Here is a 17,866-nt window from a genome sequence, read left to right as displayed (position 1 = left end):
GCTGCCATCACGGTAGCTTCGCCGTTAAAAAATCTATCATGGCGCTGACCTTGGCCGGCAGGTGCTTGCGTCTGGGGTAGACGCAGTAAATAGCGTGTCGGGGCAGCCGATACTCGGGCATCAGGGCGACCAGGCGGCCCTTGGCGATATCACCTCTTACAATAAAGTCAGGCATATTGGCTATTCCCAGGCCTTGGAGAGTCGCGCTGTGAATCGCATCGCTGTTATTGACCTCGAAGTTGCCTTTGGGCTCAATTCTGACTTCGCCGCCCGATTGCTGCTGGGGGCCTTGAAAGCGCCATTCGTTGCCACCGCGAAACAGCGAATAGAACAAGCAGTTGTGTTGGCCGAGCTGCTCCGGCGTTTGCGGCGTGCCGTGGCGCTTTAAGTACTCGGGAGAGGCCACCAGGAAGCTCTCGCATGGCGCGATGCGCTTGGCGACCAGGCTGGAATCTGCCAGTTCACCAATGCGCAGCGCCAGATCAAAACCTTCGGCAATCAGATCGGTATGGCTGTCGCTCAACTCAAGTTGCAGGCGAATATCAGGAAAACGCTGCAGAAATTCAGCCATCAGCGGCGCGACATAACGGCGGCCATACACCATGGGCACAGACATCCTCAGCAGCCCCTTGGGGCTGTGCTGCAGCTCGCCTATGGCATCTTCCGCCTCCCTGGCGAAACGTACCGCATGGCGCACAGAGTCATAGTAGCGCTCGCCTGCTTCCGTCAGGCTGAGCGAACGTGTGGTGCGGTACAGGAGTTGCACCCCGAGGCGTGTTTCGAGCTGGCTTATCCGCTTGCTGATCGCCGATTTACTGCTGCCGAGCTGCTTGGCAGCGGCCGAGAAGCTGCCGGACTCCACCACAGCGACAAACACCGGCAGGGCATTGAAGTGATCCATCTTGATAGTTGAGTTTTTGGAAACTGTATTGCGACATTATCGGTAATTATCCTAAATGGCAAAACAATGTAGAGTGGCGTCTGCTTGAAGGGCGGCGACAGACGCCCTGTCGAGCCCCAATAATGCCCGCCATTGGCTGGCCAAGATTGATTCGCACACGCCGGAGAAGAGAGATGCAAGGCAGCCGCAACCGAGAATCCAATATGCCGCTATCCTGGGGAGCCGCCCTGGTGGCATTCATTGCCGGTGGCTTATTGGCGCTGATGATCCAGCTTAACAGCCAGCTGGCCTCGGCCGGCTCACCCCTGCTGGCTTCCTGGATAGCCCATGGTACCGGGGCGTTGACCGCCCTGTTGTTATGGCTATTTATGGGAAGGCGAAAGACAGCCCCTTCGCCAGGGGGGCCTGAGCAGAATAAGCAGCCAAAGCGCACCTTGCCACTTTGGGCCTGGCTTGGCGGTCTGCCCGGCGCCATGACTGTGATTCTGGCGGCCATCTGCGTCAACTCTCCCCTGGGGCTGGGCGGAACCCTGGCACTCCTGCTGCTGGGGCAGTTACTGTTCGGCGCCATCAGTGATACTCGGGGCTGGTGGTTGTTGCCAAAGCGGCAACTGCATCCACTCGAGTGGCCGGCATTACTGCTGGTACTGGCCGGGGCGCTGTTGCTGATATTTTCCGCTCACGCTTAATTTTTACCTGGGGAGAAGATGATGTTGTCACTGTTTTTGTTGTTGGCGCTGGCCAACGGCGTCATGGTCAGCCTGAGCCGCAGTTTTAACGGTGCACTGGCGGCAAATAAAGGCGCGCTGCAGGCATCGTTGCTGAACCACCTATTGGGTTTTTTACTGCTGACCTTGGTATTGGCGGTTTATACCCTGTTTCAGGGCGGCGCAGTATGGCAACTGCAGGCTACGCCGGCTTACACTTGGCTCGGCGGCGTGATAGGCGCCTTGTTTGTTGCGACCAGCAGCTGGGCTCTGGCCAGGCTTGGCGCCATGGCCTGTGCCCTGTTGGTGATTTCCGGACAGATGCTGACCGGTGTCTGGCTCGACAGCCTTTCCCGTGAGTTGGGCTGGCAGGCCTGGCTGGGGGCGGCGCTGATCCTGGCTGGTGTGATACTGCAGCGCCTGGCGGCCAAGGCGCAAACCCGTCGAGTCGGCAGCGGGTTGGACGCCGCCGACGTCAAGGCGTAAAATTCGCAACTTGTGTCCTGTATAACGCTATGTTTTCGGGCTATGGCTTTTGGTTTAAAGAAGAATGGGGAAACAGGAGAGAAGAATGCCGTACTCTAATAGTCAGGCTTATCAGTGGGTATTGTTCGATGCCGATGAAACCCTGTTTCAGTTCGATGCGCCGCGTGGGCTCAAGCTGATGTTTTCCCGTCAGGGGGTGGATTTCAGCGATGCCGACTATGCCGAGTATCAGCAAACCAATGCGCCGCTGTGGGTGGCCTACCAGGACGGCAAGATCAGCGCCAGCGAGTTGCAGCTGACCCGTTTCAGCCATTGGGCCAAACGTCTCGGGCGCACACCTTTTGAACTCAACAGCGCCTTTATGACGGCAATGGCCGATATCTGTGAGCCGCTTCCCGGTGCTGCCGAGCTGCTTGATAGCCTCAAGGGCCGTGCCCGCTTGGGGATTATCACCAATGGTTTTACCGAGCTGCAGCAGGTGCGGTTGCAAAAGACTGGCTTTGACGAACACTTTGATCTGTTGATTATTTCAGAAGAGGTCGGCTTGGCCAAGCCGGATCCGGGTATCTTCGAGCATGCGCTGGCCAAGATGCAGCAACCCGAGCGTAAGCGGGTATTGATGGTGGGTGACAACCCCCATTCGGATATTCTCGGCGGCCTTCAAGCCGGTCTGGATACCTGTTGGCTCAACGTTAAGGGAGAGGCGGCACCCGAAGGGATTAAGCCCCATATCGAGGTGCGTTCACTGAGTGAACTGCAAAGGCAACTCTGTAGCTGATCCGCATCTTACTTAAAGCATTTTTAAACCCAAGGCCCGCCATTATGCGGGCCTTGGGCATTTCTGCACTGCCGAGAAAAGCCGCCGTCCACCCGTTAATACCTTTAGGGGATGCTGATACACCTTTAGAGCAGCTGTTAAAAACATGATCTAAGTCAATTGATAATTATTCTCATTCATATAATATTGCGCAACTTTGTTGATTTGGGGAGATATCTGAGTGAAACCGACTTATCTGGCAGTTGTTTTGGCGGCCCTGTTGAGCCCGCAGTTGATGGCGGCAGAAGCAGAAGAAGCGCAGGAGCCGGCTGCAGAAAACATGGAGCGCTTGAGTGTGGTAGGGGTTAGGCAGCGGCTGGAGCAAGCCGGCACCCTGGCCAACACCATAATGAAGACAGAGGTGATAGACGCCAGCATCATAGAAAACAAGAATGCCGTTAACCTGTCGGAAGCCATAGATAACTCTCCCGGGGTAAAAGTCTCCAACGAATGCTCCATGTGTGGTGTGAAACGCATCATGCTCAACGGCATGAAAGGGGAGCAAACCACAATTCTGGTGGATGGTTTGCCGGTGCATACCATGATTTCCGGTTATTACGCCGTCGATGCCATTCCTACCACAGGGATTGAACGCATCGAAGTGGCCCGCGGCGCCGGGGCTTCACTGATTGCCCCTGAGGCGATTGGCGGCACCATCAACATCATCAGCTATGAGCCGACCGAAAACGGTGCCGAGCTGGATATCGCCGCCGGTGAAAATGGCTATCGCAAAGTGGGCTTCCTTGGCAAGGGCGTCAGTGAAGACGGCCGCACCCGGGCGACGCTGGTGGCTCAGTATGACGACAGAGATCAGTTCGACGCCGATGACAACAAGGTCAACGAGGCGCCATTGCAGGAAAACCGCAGCGTAACCGCAAGAATTTCCCAGGATATCGGCGACTTTGACAACCTGGTGCTGCGAATTGCCAATATCCAGTCGGAGATCTTCGGTGGCCCCATGCTGGGCAGCAACTTTGCCGATGGCACAGCTTCCAGCATTGGCAGTGTACTCTCAGGTTTTGATGATAAGCCCAGTGAGCCGCAGCAGCTGTTTGAAGACGGTGATATCCGCAAGCGCTACAAGGGCAAGGCCTGGGAAACCACAGAGTGGATCAAGACAGAGCGCAACGAGGCATCGCTTGCCTGGCTGAAGGAGTTCAGTGACGACTGGAACATGCACCTGGCGGTAAGCTATGCCGAGCACAAGCAGGATTCCTTCTACGAGGGGTTCGATTATACCGCCGATGACAAGATGTGGTTCTTCGACGCCAGATTCAACTACCTGTTCAACGACAGCCATTTGTTGACCTTCGGCGCCGATCTGCGTACCGAAGAGATGCGCTCCCACTCCCGCGCCGGCAGCGCCAACCCTGACTATGTCTCCGACTCTTTTGACTATGACGTCAAGGGCTTGTACCTGCAGGATACCTGGCAGGTGACAGATGCCCTCGAAGTCGCCATGGCGCTGCGTTACGACAGCATCACTGCCGACTTTACCGACCCCAGCAAGCCGGGCACAGAGCTGGACGAGTCGATACTCTCGCCCAGAGTGGATATCCGCCTGCGTCACAATGAGCTGTGGACTTCGCGTCTGTCTGCCGGCCGTGGCTATCGGGCGCCGTTGTCATTCTTCGAGACTGATCACGGCATTCTGGATGGCTCATTGGGGTTTGATATCGACATCGACGAGCTGGAACGTTCCAACTCGGTGAACTATGCCCTGAGCTACGAGGGTGACAGACTCACCTCTACGGCTTCCGTGGCCTGGACTGAAGTCGAGCATCTGGCGGCGCTGACCACCAACGACCAGGGGATCCCGCTGTTGACCCAGCTGGATGAGAAGGCCAGCGTGGTGACCACAGATATCGCCCTGGGCTATCGCCTGACCGATGATCTGACGGTTAACCTTACCGGCGAGCACTTCGACTATGATTCGGTATTCAAGTCTTCCTATGCGGTGGCACCGGTCGAGGAACGGGTGACCCTGAGCGTGGATTGGGACGTCAACGATTGGGAATTTTTCGCCAACCTGGTGTGGATTGGCAGCCGCGATCTGTCGCAGTACGGTTATGAAGGTTACAACCGCCTGGATGCCAACGGTAAGGTGGATCCCGACTCGAAGAAGCGTACCGATGCGCCGTCCTACTTTACCCTGGACTTGCGTGCCAGCTATCAGTTCAACGACAACCTGTCCTTCTATACCGGGGTCAGCAATCTGTTTGACTATACCCAGGCAGGTGACGAGGAAAGCCCCTTGTTCTATGACGCCGAAGGCGCCTTCGATGTGGGTTACATCTATGGCCCGCTGCGTGGCAGAGAGATCTATGCCGGCATGAAACTGGTGTTCTGATTATGAAGCGCCTGGCTCTGGGATTATTGCTGCTGTGTGCCATGCCGTTGCAGGCCTCACAGCTGACCCGCGACTATCTGTTCCAGCCCCTTCGCGGGCAGGAGCAACAGACGCTGGCACATCTCGAGGGCCAGAGTGCTGTGCTGATGTTTTTCGAGCCCGAATGCCCCTGGTGTGTCAAGCAGGCGGCGGTGCTGAAAAAGTTACATCAGCTGTGCCCTGGTCATCTGCAGCCGGTGGCGCTCGGCGTCAATGGCAATCAACTGGCCCTGAAACGGGCGCTGTTCCGCCTCAACTTTCCATTTGAGGCCTATAGAGCGCCAATGGAGTTGGTAAGGGATATGGGCGGCATTCCGGCAACCCCTATCTTGTTGCTGCTGGATAGCAAGGGCAGGTTGATTAAGGGCTATCGTGGTTTGACCGGGGAAGCCGAACTGCAGGCGCAGCTCTGTCCGGCGGCCTGAGTGAGCACAATTCAAACCTGATCCCATCGAGATAAAAATGCCCGGCATCGAGCCGGGCATTTTGTTGTCAATCTTAAACCCCTCCCATGGAGGTGGTGATTTCTGGCGGCTGTTTGGGTGCCCAATTTCAGGGGTGCCAAAATCAGGCGCTTGGGTTGTTAATCCTTGACCGCCAGCAACTCTCTTACTTGGGCGCCGACATCGCGCAGGAACTCATCGGCCTGCTCGAACACTCCCAACATCTTGATAAAGCCGTGAATCGTGCCCGGGTAGCGCTGATAGTGCACGGCTACGCCGGAAGTCGCCAACTTGTCGGCGTACAGACGGCTGTCGTCGCACAGGGGGTCGCATTCGGCGCAGTAGAGCAAGGTAGTGGGCAGCTTGCTGTGGTCGGTTGCCAGCAAAGGGGAGCAATAGGGGTGAATGGCATCGGCCGGGCTGCGTAGATAGTGGTTCCAGTAGTACTTCATGCTGTCCTTGTGCAGCAAAAAACCTGTGGCGTATTTCTCGGCCGAGGCCGTGTGCCAGCCGTACTGCACCGGCGGGTAAACCAGCACCTGGCAGGCGAGATCCGCCGAGTCTTCATCGCGGCACCTCAATGCCACCGCAGCGGCGAGATTGGCACCGGCGCTGTCGCCGAAGATACCGATTCGCTTGGGATCCAGTCCAAGTCTCTCGGCGTGTTTGAACACCCACAGGGTTGCCGCGTAACAGTCATCCATGGGGATGGGGAACTTGTGCTCCGGCGCCTTTTGATAATTGACGGCAATCACCACCACGCCGCAATTCTTGGCTAGTGCCCGGCTGAAGGGGTCGTTGATCTCTATGTTGGACACCATCCAGCCGCTGCCGTGAAAGTAGATCAGCGCCGGTTGGGGTTGCTCGCTGTGTTTGGGGCGGTAAATCCTAACCGGCAGGTCGGCGGTAGGGCCGGGAATAAATCTGTGTTCAACGGCGGCCATCTCTTCCGGTGGCCTGGCCGGGGGAATATCGCTGTGTTCCTGATGACGACCGGCGTCGGGCGCCAGATCTTCATAGGGTGTAAAGCCTGCGGCATAGGTTTGCTGCAGGAAGGTTTCAACCTGGGGATTGAGTGGCATACGGGTACTCTATTCAGCAAGGGGATCAGGCCTTGTAGGTCACCTCTGTGACCCCTTTGAGCCTGGGACGGTTGGCTTCGGCTTGTGTCAGCGGCCTCACTTCCCGAAGGAAGTTGTGGCAGCGCGGCACCAGCGCCTGATATTCCTGGGTATTGAGGCGTTTCCAGTGTAGATCCTGCTCTGTGACATCGCGGATATATCGGGCGGGAGAGCCTGCCAGTAACTGCCGCGGTTGCCCCTGAAAGCCGGCTTTGATAAAGCTCATGGCGCCGACTATGGTGTCTGGCCCTATCTCGGCGCCATCCATGATCACGCTGTTCATGCCTATCAGGGCATTGCGGCCTATGATGCAGCCGTGCAGCACGGCGCCATGGCCGATATGGCCATCTTCGGCGACTATGGTGTCTTGATCGCAATAGCCGTGCATGATGCAGCCATCCTGCAGATTGCTGCCGGCCTTGAGGATCAGCCGACCATAATCACCGCGAAGGGAAGCGTGAGGGCCAACGTAGACATTGGCGCCGACTATCACATCGCCTATCAGTACGGCACTGGGGTGAACAAAGGCGCTGGGGTCGACAACAGGGATCAGACCTTCAAATGCATAACAGCTCATGGCATTTTCCTGTTTGGCTTGAGGGTGGGACATCCTTGTCCCGGTTGGCGTGCTTTCCTTAAATCATTTGCCTTTCCAGACAGGATCGCGTTTTTCGGCAAAGGCCTGAGGCCCTTCCAGCGCGTCTTCTGAGTGCAATACGGATGGATAGTGTTTCAGTTGGCCGCTGCGGATAAAGCGATAGGCTTCTTCCACCGGCATTTCGCTGGTGGTGCGATACACCTCTTTCAGGGCGGCGATGGCCAGAGGGGCACTCTGGGTGATCTCCTGTGCCAACTCTCGGGCGGTTTCCATCAGTTGGCTGTTGTCCACTACCCGGTTGACTATGCCCCAGCGCAGCGCTTCCTGGGCATCCATGCGGCGGCCGGTCATCATCATCTCGTTGACGATCGCAGGCGGGATCAGCTTGGGCAGGCGCAGCATGCCGCCGCTATCCGGTACTATGCCCAGTTTGGCTTCCGGCAGGGCGAAGCTGGCGTTGTCACTGCAGACTATCATGTCGGCGGCCAGGGCCAGCTCGAAACCACCACCGAAGGCATAACCATTGACGGCGGCGATAACTGGCTTGTCCAGATCGAACAGCTCGGTCAGACCGGCAAAACCGCCCGGACCAAAGTCGGCATCCGGGGCTTCACCCTCGGCGGCGGCTTTCAGGTCCCAGCCGGCAGAGAAGAAGCGCTCACCGGCCCCTGTGATAATTGCTACCCGCAGTTCCGGATCGTCACGGAAAGCGATAAAGGCTTCACCCATGGCAAAACTGGTCTTGGCATCTATGGCGTTGGCCTTGGGGCGATCCAGGGTGATTTCCAGAATATGGCCATTGCGGCGTATGTGTAACGATTCGTTCATGCTAATACTCCATCTGGATAAAAATTAAAATATCACTGAGTATGTGCGAAATACAGTTAACGCTTATCACCAGCCTAAGGCCATAACTATTTATGGTTTAAGCAGATATTACCCAGCTACGACAATTTTGGTAATAAAGGCATTACCAATTACTTTCTTGGTTTTTACGGTTTGCTTTTTAAGCCTTCGATATTTAGAAGGCTTAAATTTAAAACTTGATAGTTCGATTAACTATTTGTCAGCAAAGACTCTTCTTTTTTATTTTACCCGAGCAGGTTCTCGGTAAACTTTTTCTGATCTCAAGGAAAGAAGGTACCTTGAATTTAGCCATGTGTTCTTCACAATATTCGAAGAACTCCTCTTCGGTAATCGTCTGGTTTTCATGCAAGACAATAAAGGCCTTGATGGCTTGATCTCGAATAGAGTCTTTCACCCCAATAATGGCGATATCGGCAATTTTTGGGTGCTCTGAAATAATGTTTTCCAGTTCGACACAGGAGATATTTTCGCCGCAGCGTTTGATCATGTTGCAGCTGCGATCGATAAAGTAGAAAAAGCCTTCCTCATCGACGTATCCTGAGTCACCTGTGTGCAGCCAACCGTCGGCCGAGAGTGTCTTGGCGGTCTCTTCCGGCAATTTGTAGTATTCACGAAACAGTGTCTTACCCGGATCGCCCTTGATGCAGATTTCCCCGGTTTCACCGGTAGGTAGGGAGCGCCCCTGTTGATCGCGGATTTCCACTTGATAGCCCATGCCGACCCGGCCGATGGAGGGCCAGCGCCGCTTGTCACCTGGGCGGTCGCCGATGACGCCGACTATAGTTTCTGTCATGCCGTATGAGGTAAATAGGCGCACGTTAAAGCGCTCGACGAAGGCGTCTTTTTCCTGATCTGACAGATTGAGGTAGAACAATACCTCACGCAGGCAATGCTGTTTCTCCCAGGGCATTTGCGGCTGCATCATCAGGGTGCGGATCATCAGCGGGATACACTCAGTGACAGTGGCACGATACTTACAAATCTGACCCCAGAAGGCGCGGGCGCTGAATTTTTCCAGCATCACAAAGGTGGCTCCCGCCGAAAAGGCCGCCATGGCTGCTGTGCACTGGCAGTCGATATGATAGGCGGGCATGGGAGTCAGGTAGATATCATCGTCCCTGAGGGCACATTGCCAGGCGGTGTAGTAACCGGCGAATCTGAGGTTGTAGTGGGTAATTACCACCCCCTTGGGACGGGAAGTGGTACCCGAGGTAAACAGGATTTCGGCGACATCGCTGCTGCTCAATGGCACTCTGTGTTGCAGTTCATCGGGTTGTGCCAGCCTTAGGCGGTGGAAATTGAGAATGCTGGCCGGTGCAGTGGCCGACTCGTCGGCTATCAGCAGGATCTGCTGTAGTGGAGAGCCGGGATCTCGCTGCAAGCCGCTGTAGAGTGATTGAAACTCACTGCTGGTAACCACCAGCGAGATAGCGCACTTGTCCAGAATATAGGCGGTTTCTTCCTGCAGTAGATGGGTGTTTATCGGCACCATGATGGCGCCTATCTTGGCCAGACCGAACCAACAGAAGATGAATTCGGCACAGTTGTTGATATGCAGCGCCACCTTGTCGCCCTTGGCGACTCCCAGCGAATGAAACAGGTTGGCGGTGCGGTTGATCTCTTTATTGAGCCCGGCATAACTGTATTCCTGGGCCAGCCCTTGAAGGTTTTCGACGATAAGCGCCGTTTTCTCTCCATAGTTGAGGGCCAGATCATCCCAGGTCTGACGTAAATCTTGTCCAGCTATTATATCCATTTGACACCTTGCTCAATAAAACGGGTTATGCAGCGAAGGCCTGTATATGCCGGCCTTCGCACGACTTCAGGAGTTATTTTTCTCCCTTGATTTTGGCCAGCCCTTTATTCACCAACTCCTGGATAGCGGCTTCGTCATAACCGATATCTTTGAGAATGGCATCGGTATCCATGCCGTGGCTTGGCATGCCGCGCCAGATCTGGCCTGGGTTGTTTTTGAATTTGGGCATCACATTGGGACCCTTGCAGGTACGGCCGTCCATGGTTTGCCACTGGGTGATAGACTCACGGGCGATGTACTGAGGATTGGACTCGAGATCTTCGGCGCTGAGTACCTTGGCACAGGCAATTTTCAGCTCGGCGAAGCGCTCGCGCACTTGTTCTATGGTGCGTTGGCCTATGTAACGCTCCAGTGCATCTTCAATTTCCTGCCCATGTGGGCATTCGATGCGGTGGATAAGCTGGGTGCCTTCCGGTACCGCTTCCGTGTGCAGCAGGTGGCCAAGACCTATGTCTTTGAACAGCTCTTCAATCTGGGTGACGCCGACCATTTCCATCACTATGTAGCCGTCTTCACACTTGTACAGACCACAACCGGCATAGTAAGGGTCACGGCCCTTGTACTGACGTGGTGCCATCTTGCCGCCGTTGAAGTAGTCCATCATGAAGTACTGGCCCATGCGTAACATAACTTCATACATGGCCACGTCGATGCTTTCGCCAACACCCGTTTGCTGCGCCTTGTAAAGGGCTGCCAGCGCAGATGTGGTTACTGTCATGCCTGAAAAATAATCAGCCGTATAAGGGAAGGCCGCCATGGGTTGGTCGACATCGCCGTTTTGCATCAGATAGCCACTGAAGGCCTGGGCTATGGTGTTATACGCGGCCAGGTGAGTGTATTCCTCGGTGCCGTACTGACCAAAGCCTGATAAGTGAGCGATAACTAACTTTTTGTTGCGTTCCCACAAGACTTCATCCGTGATGCCACGACGGGCGAAGGCCGGACCCTTGCTGGCTTCGATAAAGATGTCTGTGGTTTCCATCAGCTTGAGGAAGGCTTCGCGCCCTTCATCCTTGAAGATATTCAGCGACAAGGCATGCAGGTTACGGCGTGACAGCTCAGGATAGTTGGGTTGCACCCGGATAGTGTCTGTGTAAGCCACGTTTTCAATCCAGATAACTTCGGCGCCCCATTCGGCAAACAGCTGCCCGGCAAATGGGCCGGCAATCTCTATGCCGGAGAACACGACTCTGACACCCGAGAGAGGGCCAAATGTTGGCATAGCTAAATGATGTGACATGATCTGTTCCTTCTATCGATTCTTGGCATTGATGGCGCAGATTGTGCTGCGCCATACCGACCGGCCGGTTTCACCGGGAGCAGGGAGATTAGGCGAACCCGGCCGGTACTCATGGGCAACTACCTGTTGCGATACTCTTTCAGCACAGCACGACCCAGAGTCAGGATCTGCATCTCGTCTGAACCGCCGGAAACTCTGTCTACCCGCAGATCGCGCCAGAAGCGGCTGATGCGGTGCTCACCGGCAATGGCGTAACCCCCGAAGACCTGCATGGCATGGTCAACCACCCGGAAGGCGGCATTGGCGCAGTAGTATTTACACATGGCTGCGTCACCTGAAGTCATGATGCCGTTGTCGGCTTTCCAGGCGGTGTGATAGATCATGTTGCGCATGTTGTTCAGCTCGATGGCCATATGGGCAAACTTCTCCTGGATCAGCTGGGTACGGCCGATGGCCTCGCCGAACTGTACCCTTTGGTTGGCGTACTTGGCGGCATCTTCGAAGGCGCAGTAAGCCGTGCCATAGTTGGTGCAGGCCACCAGGAAACGTTCGTCATCGAATTCTTCTTTCACCCGCAGGAAACCGTTGCCTTCGGTGCCGAAGAAGTCTTTCTCTTCCAGCTCAACATCGATGAATTGCACTTCGCAGCAGCTGTCCATCTTCAGGCCGAGTTTGGGAAGCTTGCTGACCTTGATGCCAGGTTTGGTCATGTCGACAAAGAACTCGGAGAACACAGGTTTCTCGGAAGCTGAGTCTTTGGCCATCACCACCAGGAAGGGGCAACCGGCGGCACTGGTGATAAAGCACTTGGTACCATTGAGGTAAATTTTGCCGTCGCGGCGGGTATAGGTGGTTTGCAGGCTGCCAACATCGGAACCGGCTGAAGGCTCGGTGATGGCGGAGTTCCACATCTGTTTGCCGGTCCCCAGGAAAGCCATGATCTTGTCGATCTGCTCTTGGGTGCCGTGTTTCAGTACTGTGGTAAAGCCGGCCAGTTGGAACAGGACATAGGTGGGGGCACCGAGGCGGCCCAGCTCTTCCCAGATAACCGCCAGGGTCATCAGTCCGGCTTCGAAGCCACCAAACTCTTCCGGCAATAACAGACTATCTATGCCCATTTCTGCCAGTTCTTTTACAAATCTTTCTGGATATTGACTATTTTCGTCACACTCGGAGAAATATTGTTCCCAGTTTTCTCTCTCCATTAAGTCACGAACACCTTTAACAAATAATTCCTGCTCATCCGCGAATTCAACTCCGAAGTGCACCACTCGCTAAATTAGGCTGCCTTGCGTAATTCATTGAATACCGCAATAGGTTGCCTGAAGCCGAGGCACTTTCTCGGTCTGGCATTTAATGCCCGTTCAATCTCACTAATTTGCTTATCTGTTACCGTCCGCAAATCGGTGCCTTTCCGTATGTATTGCCGCAGCAAACCGTTGAAGTTTTCATTCAGTCCGCGTTCCCAGGACGAATAAGGGTTAGCGAAGTAGACATCCGTTTTAAGCTTTTCTGCGACCTGTTCGTGGTCACAGAACTCGCTGCCGTTGTCCGCAGTGATAGTTCGAACATAACCTCGATATTTCCACAGCATACCAACCATGGCCCGGGCCACATCGGCTGCGCTTTTCGCTGGCACTTTGCGTATCAGGTACAGCTTACTTTTTCGCTCAACCAGGCTAACAATCGCGCCCGTACCTTGCTTGCCCAGAACCGTGTCAGCTTCCCAGTCTCCGAACCGCTTTTTCTTGTTCACGATAGCGGGACGATGCTCTATGCCTACGCGATTCGGGATAATCACACGCTTCGCACGGTTACCTTTACGGTATCTTCGGTGACTCTGGCGTAGCTGTTTGTACAACTTGCCGCCGCATAATTTATCACGCTGGACATAGCCATAAATCCACTCGTGACTGACGTTATATCCGATGATTTTACCGACACCGGCTATTTGTTCCGGACTCCACTTCTCATTGAGACCGAACTCAACAAAGGTGATGGTCAGTCCAGATATTCTAGACTTCGCGGACTGACAACGGCGTTTTAGTGCCTTCGCCTGAGCGACTTCCGGCAAGTAATGGTTATCCCGAATTCGATTGCGATTTACTTCCCGGCTGATTGTGCTGTGACTGACTTTCAGACGTTTTCCTATCTCCCGATAACTGAAACCCTCGCGTAAATAGGCCTCAATCTGGTATCGTTGTCCCTCGATCAACTGCTTGTAATTCATGGTAACTACTCATGTTTGTTTGGCGACTACAGAGTATCACCAACAGGCAGTTGATCTCTCCTCACCGTTTAACCATGAGTGGTGCACTTATTATCTGAATTCGGGTCAGTTAAACGATAATCCATGAAAAGTCCCCTATATAAATACATTTGTTCAAAGTAAGGTGTGAGGTGAATCTATAATCCGATCAACTCTTCCAGTTATTTTTTCGTGAATCTTTCAAGAATGAGATAATGATCATTATGTTCACGAAAACGAGAGGCGCACCGCCGGCAATAATGGCTGTTTGCAGTGGTTTTAATCCGCCCAAAGCCAACAAAACAATACCGATAACACCGACCAATACAGACCAACCTACACGAACCCAAACCGGTGGTTCATTATCCGCATCAACCCCTTTACAGGTAGACATGGCCAAGGTGTAAGAACAGGCGTTAATTAATGTTACTGTTGCCAGGAAACACAGAATAAAGAACATCCACATGGTAATGGTGCTCATAGGTAAAGCGGCCCAGGTTTCAATAATGGCCCTGGCGGCACCATACTGTTCAATCAGGGCAGGCATATTGACGATATTTTCGTTCATCAAATTAAGTGTGTTACTGCCGAGTATGGTCCACAGCAACCAGGTAGAAGCTGTTAGACCACCTACCATGGCCAGACACAGCTGACGCACGGTTCTGCCGCGGGAGATCTTGGCCAGGAAGATACACATCTGGATGCCGTAAACTACCCACCAGGCCCAGTAGAACACAGTCCAGTCCTGAGGGAAGCTGCTGTCACTGACAGAGGCTGTGTAGAACAGCATGCGGCCCATGTTCATCAGCAATACCCCGATGGAATCGGTGAAGTAGTTCACTGTGAACGTAGTGGCACCAATGATGAGTACCCAGGCGAGGATGATGATGCTCAGGTAGCTGCGCAGGTCACTGGCAATCTTGATCCCTTTTTGCAGACCAAAGGCCACACAAATAGCGTTGAAGATGATCCAGGCTGAAATAATGGTGGCATCCACTTCTATGGTGCGCGGAATACCGAACAGATACTGAATACATTCGGTAACCAGAGGTGTCGCCAGACCCAGACTGGTACCCATGGCCAGGATCAGCGCGACGACATAGATGTTGTCTATTATGGTGCCTATGATGCCTTCACACTTCTTGCCCATGATGGGATAGAGGGTGCCGCTTGGGCGTACCACGTCCATCTTCTTCACGAACAGGAAGTAACCCAGAGCCACGGAGAAGAAGGCGTAACCGGCCCATGGCAGCGGTCCCCAGTGGAACAGACTGTAAGCCAGTCCAAGTTCTTTGGCCTGTACCGACAAAGGTTCCAGTTCAAATGGGGGATAGCTGACATAGTAGTAGATCTCCAACGAGCCCCAGAACAGCACTGCGGCTGAGGTACAGGAGGCAAACATCAGGAAGATCCAGCTTCCGGTACTGAATTCAGGTTCTTCATTACCGAGGCGGTTGTTGGCATAAGGACCAAACAGTAACCAGAGCCAGCCGGCCAACATGACTATCATGTACCATTCAAATGCCCAACCCCAGCTGTGGGTTAAGTAATGGAAGACTGCGCTGATTACTTCATTGGCGGCATCAAGGTCTCTCACAGTAAAGTAGGAGAGAAGGATCACTACCAATAGTGAAGGGAAAAATATCTTCGCTTCAATACCGGCCTTTTTGATCTTTTTATTTTCACTCATCAAAATTCTCCATACCCAAAAGTCTTTAACTGATTTTCAGGAAAGGTGAGCCCGTGAGGTTTAATTAAAAACCCCAGATTAATAAAAAATGATTTGGGTTTAAGCTACTGGCTAAATAGCTCAGTTATTAAAACCAATACTGCAAGTGAATGTTGAATCGACCATTCCACTCCTTATCGCTGTCTTTCAGGCCCAGACTATTGTCACCCAGCCACACAACGTTTTTGGCATGATAATAATCGACGTACACAAAGAATTGTTTGTATGAAAGAGAAACCCCAGTGCTATTCAGTACTGAGTCGTCAAAGTTGGATTCATCTGGTGTCAAAATACTGAAGTCGTTGTAGAAGGTGAATTGGCCACCCCATTGGGTATCGACCACTTTTGACAGGTTAAATGTCATGATGTCGCCTTTGGCTGCCACTTCATAGAAGCCATTAACTGCGCCAACACCAATTTTTGAAGTATCTATTTTGCCATCATCATATTGATCGAAGTCATACTTCAAATATTGAAGTTGTACACCCCAGCCACGATATTTTGCATCCAGGTGTACGGCATAGTTGAGGTTGTCTCCTGATTCATCGGCCACCGGATTATAAAGTTGGCCGTATTCAACGGAGGCTCCCAAGAGCACCTGCCAGTTGTCATTTTCCCATCTGTAGCTTTCGCGCAAACTGACAGTGTTGTATTCCTTGTTGTTATAGGTTGTGCCGTCTATGGTGCCCGAACCTATGGTACCAGCGAAGTTACGATAGTCGCTGCCCTTGTAGAGAGAGCTCTGGATGAAGGAAAAGTCTGTTTCGAAGTTATTGAATTTATGGTTGATATTGAATCCAACACCATAGTCATCTTCGAAGCCAAGGTAGTAGTTGAGACTGTACCACCAGTTATGGGAAGCAAAGTTCTTATTACCGAATGCCTTGCTGACCACACCGAGCTGCAGGGTCAGATCTTCATTGGCATTCCAATAGGCATAACCGTTTTTAAGATAGTCGTAACCATCGGCAAAACGATATTCGGCGACAAAACCATAGTTTTCAAAATCCTGGGAGAGTTTTATTCCCAAGGTGTTGAAATCGAAATCACCACCCGTAGCTTTTGAAGCGTCACTAAAATCTTTAATGCTGTAGTTCGCTCTTATTGAACCACTGATATCCACCGCCAAACTTGGCGCACTAAGCGTTAATCCTAATAACATCAAGCTTAGATTTTTTAGCTTAAACTTATTCATTAACCACCCTCCGTTTTTAATTTGAACCGATTATGGTTTCGGTCATGAATAAAAAAACATTCCCGCATCACACTTTTGGTCAATGGATTGTTACCTTGCTCGAAAATGTGTGATGCAAATCAATAAAAACGGTAAAAATGAACCATTGAAGGTCGTTATATAATCAGGTTTTGTTTAATTTGGTTGAAAAATTGGATATTGCTCACAAAAAGTGGCTCAACAAACGAATTTGTTTGGTCTTAATTGAAAATAGCTTGTATTAATAAAATGACGCTGATGGATTGTGAGAGGATTATTTAATTAATCTGATAATCAATTAAGCAACTCTAAATTTGGTTAAGGTGAACTAATCTATTATCCATATTGATATCTAAATGGGTGTGGACTTTTATTCCCTTTCGTTACCCAGGAGGGTGCGACTTTGTGTGATGCAAGCCTGAAATTTTATTAATTATGGGTTTCCGATCACCAATGTTGAGGAATGTAAACCAGTAGAGACGAATGTTTATAGTGATACTTAGACTGGAGATAAGATGAAGATCATTGCATGTTATAAGCTTGTCCCGGAAGAGCAGGATATCAAAGTCATTCCCAACCTTCCTGTAGATACAAGTAATGTAAACAAAAAGATAGGCCAATTCGATCTGTGTGCCGTTGAAGCTGCGGTACAAATCAAGGCAACCCAGAGCGATTGCAGCATTACGGCGTTGAGTATAGGCGCAGATGCACTGGCCGCCCCCAAAGCCTGCAAAGATATCCTCTCAAGAGGCCCGGACGCGCTGACCCTGGTTTGCGATCCCAAGCTGGAGCAGGCGCTGCCCCATCAAACTGCCCGAGTCTTGGCTGCTGCCGCCAAGCAGGAAGGGTTTGAGCTGATCCTCTGCGGTGACGGTTCGGGTGACCTCTACGCCCAGCAGGTAGGTTTGCTGCTTGGTGAATTGCTGCAAGTACCTTGCATCAATGGTGTCAGCAAAATTCTGGAAGTCGCCAACGGTATGGTCAGGGTTGAGCGCGAGCTGGACGACGAAGTTGAAGAGCTGGAGTTGTCGCTCCCTGCCGTGTTGGCTGTTTCTGCCGATATCAACGAACCTCAAATTCCTTCAATGAAAGCCATTCTGGCGGCGGGCAAAAAGCCGGTCAACAAGCTGGCTTATGCCGAACTGGCGCTGGAAGAGATCCCGCAGCTGGTGGAGCTGGTGTCTATTACTGCGCCTGAACAGAAGGCCCGCAAGCAGATCATTATCGAGGGTGATGATGAAGGCCAGGTTGTCGAGTTTGTCGGCCATATTGGCAATGTGTTGAATTGAGG

Annotated in this window: 16 protein-coding genes; 6 read left to right on the top strand and 10 right to left on the bottom strand. The window is 52.6% G+C overall.

Annotation, left to right across the window (positions count from 1 at the left end; translation table 11 throughout):
- Positions 1–7: 7 nt before the first annotated feature.
- Positions 8–901 (bottom strand): LysR family transcriptional regulator, encoded by an 894-nt coding sequence (locus ACWAU4_RS20315; protein ID WP_208125210.1) that lies wholly within the window; start codon positions 899–901, stop codon positions 8–10.
- A 173-nt stretch (positions 902–1,074) separates the two neighbouring features.
- Here ACWAU4_RS20315 and ACWAU4_RS20310 point away from each other — a divergent pair, with 173 nt between their 5' ends.
- The 5 genes from ACWAU4_RS20310 to ACWAU4_RS20290 all read left to right on the top strand — a co-directional run bounded on the left by ACWAU4_RS20310 (position 1,075) and on the right by ACWAU4_RS20290 (position 5,725).
- A complete protein-coding gene (locus tag ACWAU4_RS20310) occupies positions 1,075–1,590 on the top strand; it encodes a DMT family transporter (RefSeq protein WP_243756803.1) in 516 nt (171 codons plus the stop codon).
- An 18-nt stretch (positions 1,591–1,608) separates the two neighbouring features.
- Positions 1,609–2,094, top strand: a complete 486-nt coding sequence (locus ACWAU4_RS20305; RefSeq protein WP_223828871.1) for a DMT family transporter — start codon at positions 1,609–1,611, stop codon at positions 2,092–2,094.
- Between the two features lie 85 nt (positions 2,095–2,179).
- Complete coding sequence (gene yjjG, locus ACWAU4_RS20300) at positions 2,180–2,872, top strand: pyrimidine 5'-nucleotidase (protein ID WP_208125209.1); 693 nt, start codon at positions 2,180–2,182, stop codon at positions 2,870–2,872.
- Positions 2,873–3,092: 220 nt separating this feature from the next.
- Positions 3,093–5,261 (top strand): TonB-dependent receptor plug domain-containing protein, encoded by a 2,169-nt coding sequence (locus tag ACWAU4_RS20295; RefSeq protein WP_208125208.1) that lies wholly within the window; start codon positions 3,093–3,095, stop codon positions 5,259–5,261.
- 2 nt (positions 5,262–5,263) lie between these two features.
- The gene (locus ACWAU4_RS20290; protein WP_107352473.1) at positions 5,264–5,725 is read left to right on the top strand and encodes a TlpA family protein disulfide reductase; all 462 of its coding nucleotides are present in this window, start codon (positions 5,264–5,266) and stop codon (positions 5,723–5,725) included.
- A gap of 158 nt (positions 5,726–5,883) precedes the next feature.
- On the opposite strand, the gene ACWAU4_RS20285 is transcribed toward ACWAU4_RS20290, so the two are convergent.
- The 9 genes from ACWAU4_RS20285 to ACWAU4_RS20245 form a co-directional block, all read right to left on the bottom strand.
- On the bottom strand, positions 5,884–6,825 hold the full coding sequence (locus ACWAU4_RS20285) for an alpha/beta hydrolase (RefSeq protein WP_208125207.1): 942 nt from the start codon (positions 6,823–6,825) through the stop codon (positions 5,884–5,886).
- A 25-nt stretch (positions 6,826–6,850) separates the two neighbouring features.
- The gene (caiE, locus tag ACWAU4_RS20280; RefSeq protein ID WP_394805922.1) at positions 6,851–7,474 is read right to left on the bottom strand and encodes a carnitine operon protein CaiE; all 624 of its coding nucleotides are present in this window, start codon (positions 7,472–7,474) and stop codon (positions 6,851–6,853) included.
- 30 nt (positions 7,475–7,504) lie between these two features.
- Positions 7,505–8,290, bottom strand: a complete 786-nt coding sequence (gene caiD, locus ACWAU4_RS20275; protein ID WP_025010097.1) for a crotonobetainyl-CoA hydratase — start codon at positions 8,288–8,290, stop codon at positions 7,505–7,507.
- A 238-nt stretch (positions 8,291–8,528) separates the two neighbouring features.
- Positions 8,529–10,085, bottom strand: a complete 1,557-nt coding sequence (gene caiC, locus ACWAU4_RS20270; protein WP_208125206.1) for a crotonobetaine/carnitine-CoA ligase — start codon at positions 10,083–10,085, stop codon at positions 8,529–8,531.
- 73 nt (positions 10,086–10,158) lie between these two features.
- The gene (gene caiB / locus ACWAU4_RS20265) at positions 10,159–11,385 is read right to left on the bottom strand and encodes an L-carnitine CoA-transferase (RefSeq protein ID WP_025010095.1); all 1,227 of its coding nucleotides are present in this window, start codon (positions 11,383–11,385) and stop codon (positions 10,159–10,161) included.
- Positions 11,386–11,504: 119 nt separating this feature from the next.
- The gene (gene caiA, locus ACWAU4_RS20260; protein ID WP_454290579.1) at positions 11,505–12,653 is read right to left on the bottom strand and encodes a crotonobetainyl-CoA dehydrogenase; all 1,149 of its coding nucleotides are present in this window, start codon (positions 12,651–12,653) and stop codon (positions 11,505–11,507) included.
- An 11-nt stretch (positions 12,654–12,664) separates the two neighbouring features.
- A complete protein-coding gene (locus ACWAU4_RS20255; protein WP_115389073.1) occupies positions 12,665–13,615 on the bottom strand; it encodes an IS30 family transposase in 951 nt (316 codons plus the stop codon).
- Positions 13,616–13,802: 187 nt separating this feature from the next.
- The gene (gene caiT / locus ACWAU4_RS20250) at positions 13,803–15,323 is read right to left on the bottom strand and encodes an L-carnitine/gamma-butyrobetaine antiporter (protein ID WP_025010093.1); all 1,521 of its coding nucleotides are present in this window, start codon (positions 15,321–15,323) and stop codon (positions 13,803–13,805) included.
- A 127-nt stretch (positions 15,324–15,450) separates the two neighbouring features.
- Positions 15,451–16,557, bottom strand: a complete 1,107-nt coding sequence (locus tag ACWAU4_RS20245) for a hypothetical protein (protein ID WP_208125205.1) — start codon at positions 16,555–16,557, stop codon at positions 15,451–15,453.
- Positions 16,558–17,090: 533 nt separating this feature from the next.
- Here ACWAU4_RS20245 and fixA point away from each other — a divergent pair.
- Positions 17,091–17,864 carry a putative electron transfer flavoprotein FixA gene (gene fixA / locus ACWAU4_RS20240; RefSeq protein WP_208125204.1) on the top strand — a complete coding sequence of 258 codons (774 nt, stop codon included), beginning with the start codon at positions 17,091–17,093 and terminating at the stop codon, positions 17,862–17,864.
- Positions 17,865–17,866 lie beyond the last annotated feature (2 nt).

The sequence above is a fragment of the Shewanella sp. FeAMO genome (genome assembly GCF_053653955.1).
Note: the sequence above shows the minus strand (reverse complement) of the source record. Positions and strands in the feature narration are given on the sequence as shown.

Excerpts from the sequence above, each read along its gene's own strand:
- ACWAU4_RS20315 (WP_208125210.1), bottom strand. The coding sequence starts at position 901 with ATGGATCACTTCAATGCCCTGCCGGTGTTTGTCGCTGTGGTGGAGTCC.
- ACWAU4_RS20310 (WP_243756803.1), top strand. The coding sequence starts at position 1,075 with ATGCAAGGCAGCCGCAACCGAGAATCCAATATGCCGCTATCCTGGGGA.
- ACWAU4_RS20305 (WP_223828871.1), top strand. The coding sequence starts at position 1,609 with ATGATGTTGTCACTGTTTTTGTTGTTGGCGCTGGCCAACGGCGTCATG.
- yjjG (WP_208125209.1), top strand. The coding sequence starts at position 2,180 with ATGCCGTACTCTAATAGTCAGGCTTATCAGTGGGTATTGTTCGATGCC.
- ACWAU4_RS20290 (WP_107352473.1), top strand. The coding sequence starts at position 5,264 with ATGAAGCGCCTGGCTCTGGGATTATTGCTGCTGTGTGCCATGCCGTTG.
- ACWAU4_RS20285 (WP_208125207.1), bottom strand. The coding sequence starts at position 6,825 with ATGCCACTCAATCCCCAGGTTGAAACCTTCCTGCAGCAAACCTATGCC.
- caiE (WP_394805922.1), bottom strand. The coding sequence starts at position 7,474 with ATGTCCCACCCTCAAGCCAAACAGGAAAATGCCATGAGCTGTTATGCA.
- caiD (WP_025010097.1), bottom strand. The coding sequence starts at position 8,290 with ATGAACGAATCGTTACACATACGCCGCAATGGCCATATTCTGGAAATC.
- caiC (WP_208125206.1), bottom strand. The coding sequence starts at position 10,085 with ATGGATATAATAGCTGGACAAGATTTACGTCAGACCTGGGATGATCTG.
- caiB (WP_025010095.1), bottom strand. The coding sequence starts at position 11,385 with ATGTCACATCATTTAGCTATGCCAACATTTGGCCCTCTCTCGGGTGTC.
- ACWAU4_RS20255 (WP_115389073.1), bottom strand. The coding sequence starts at position 13,615 with ATGAATTACAAGCAGTTGATCGAGGGACAACGATACCAGATTGAGGCC.
- caiT (WP_025010093.1), bottom strand. The coding sequence starts at position 15,323 with ATGAGTGAAAATAAAAAGATCAAAAAGGCCGGTATTGAAGCGAAGATA.
- ACWAU4_RS20245 (WP_208125205.1), bottom strand. The coding sequence starts at position 16,557 with ATGAATAAGTTTAAGCTAAAAAATCTAAGCTTGATGTTATTAGGATTA.
- fixA (WP_208125204.1), top strand. The coding sequence starts at position 17,091 with ATGAAGATCATTGCATGTTATAAGCTTGTCCCGGAAGAGCAGGATATC.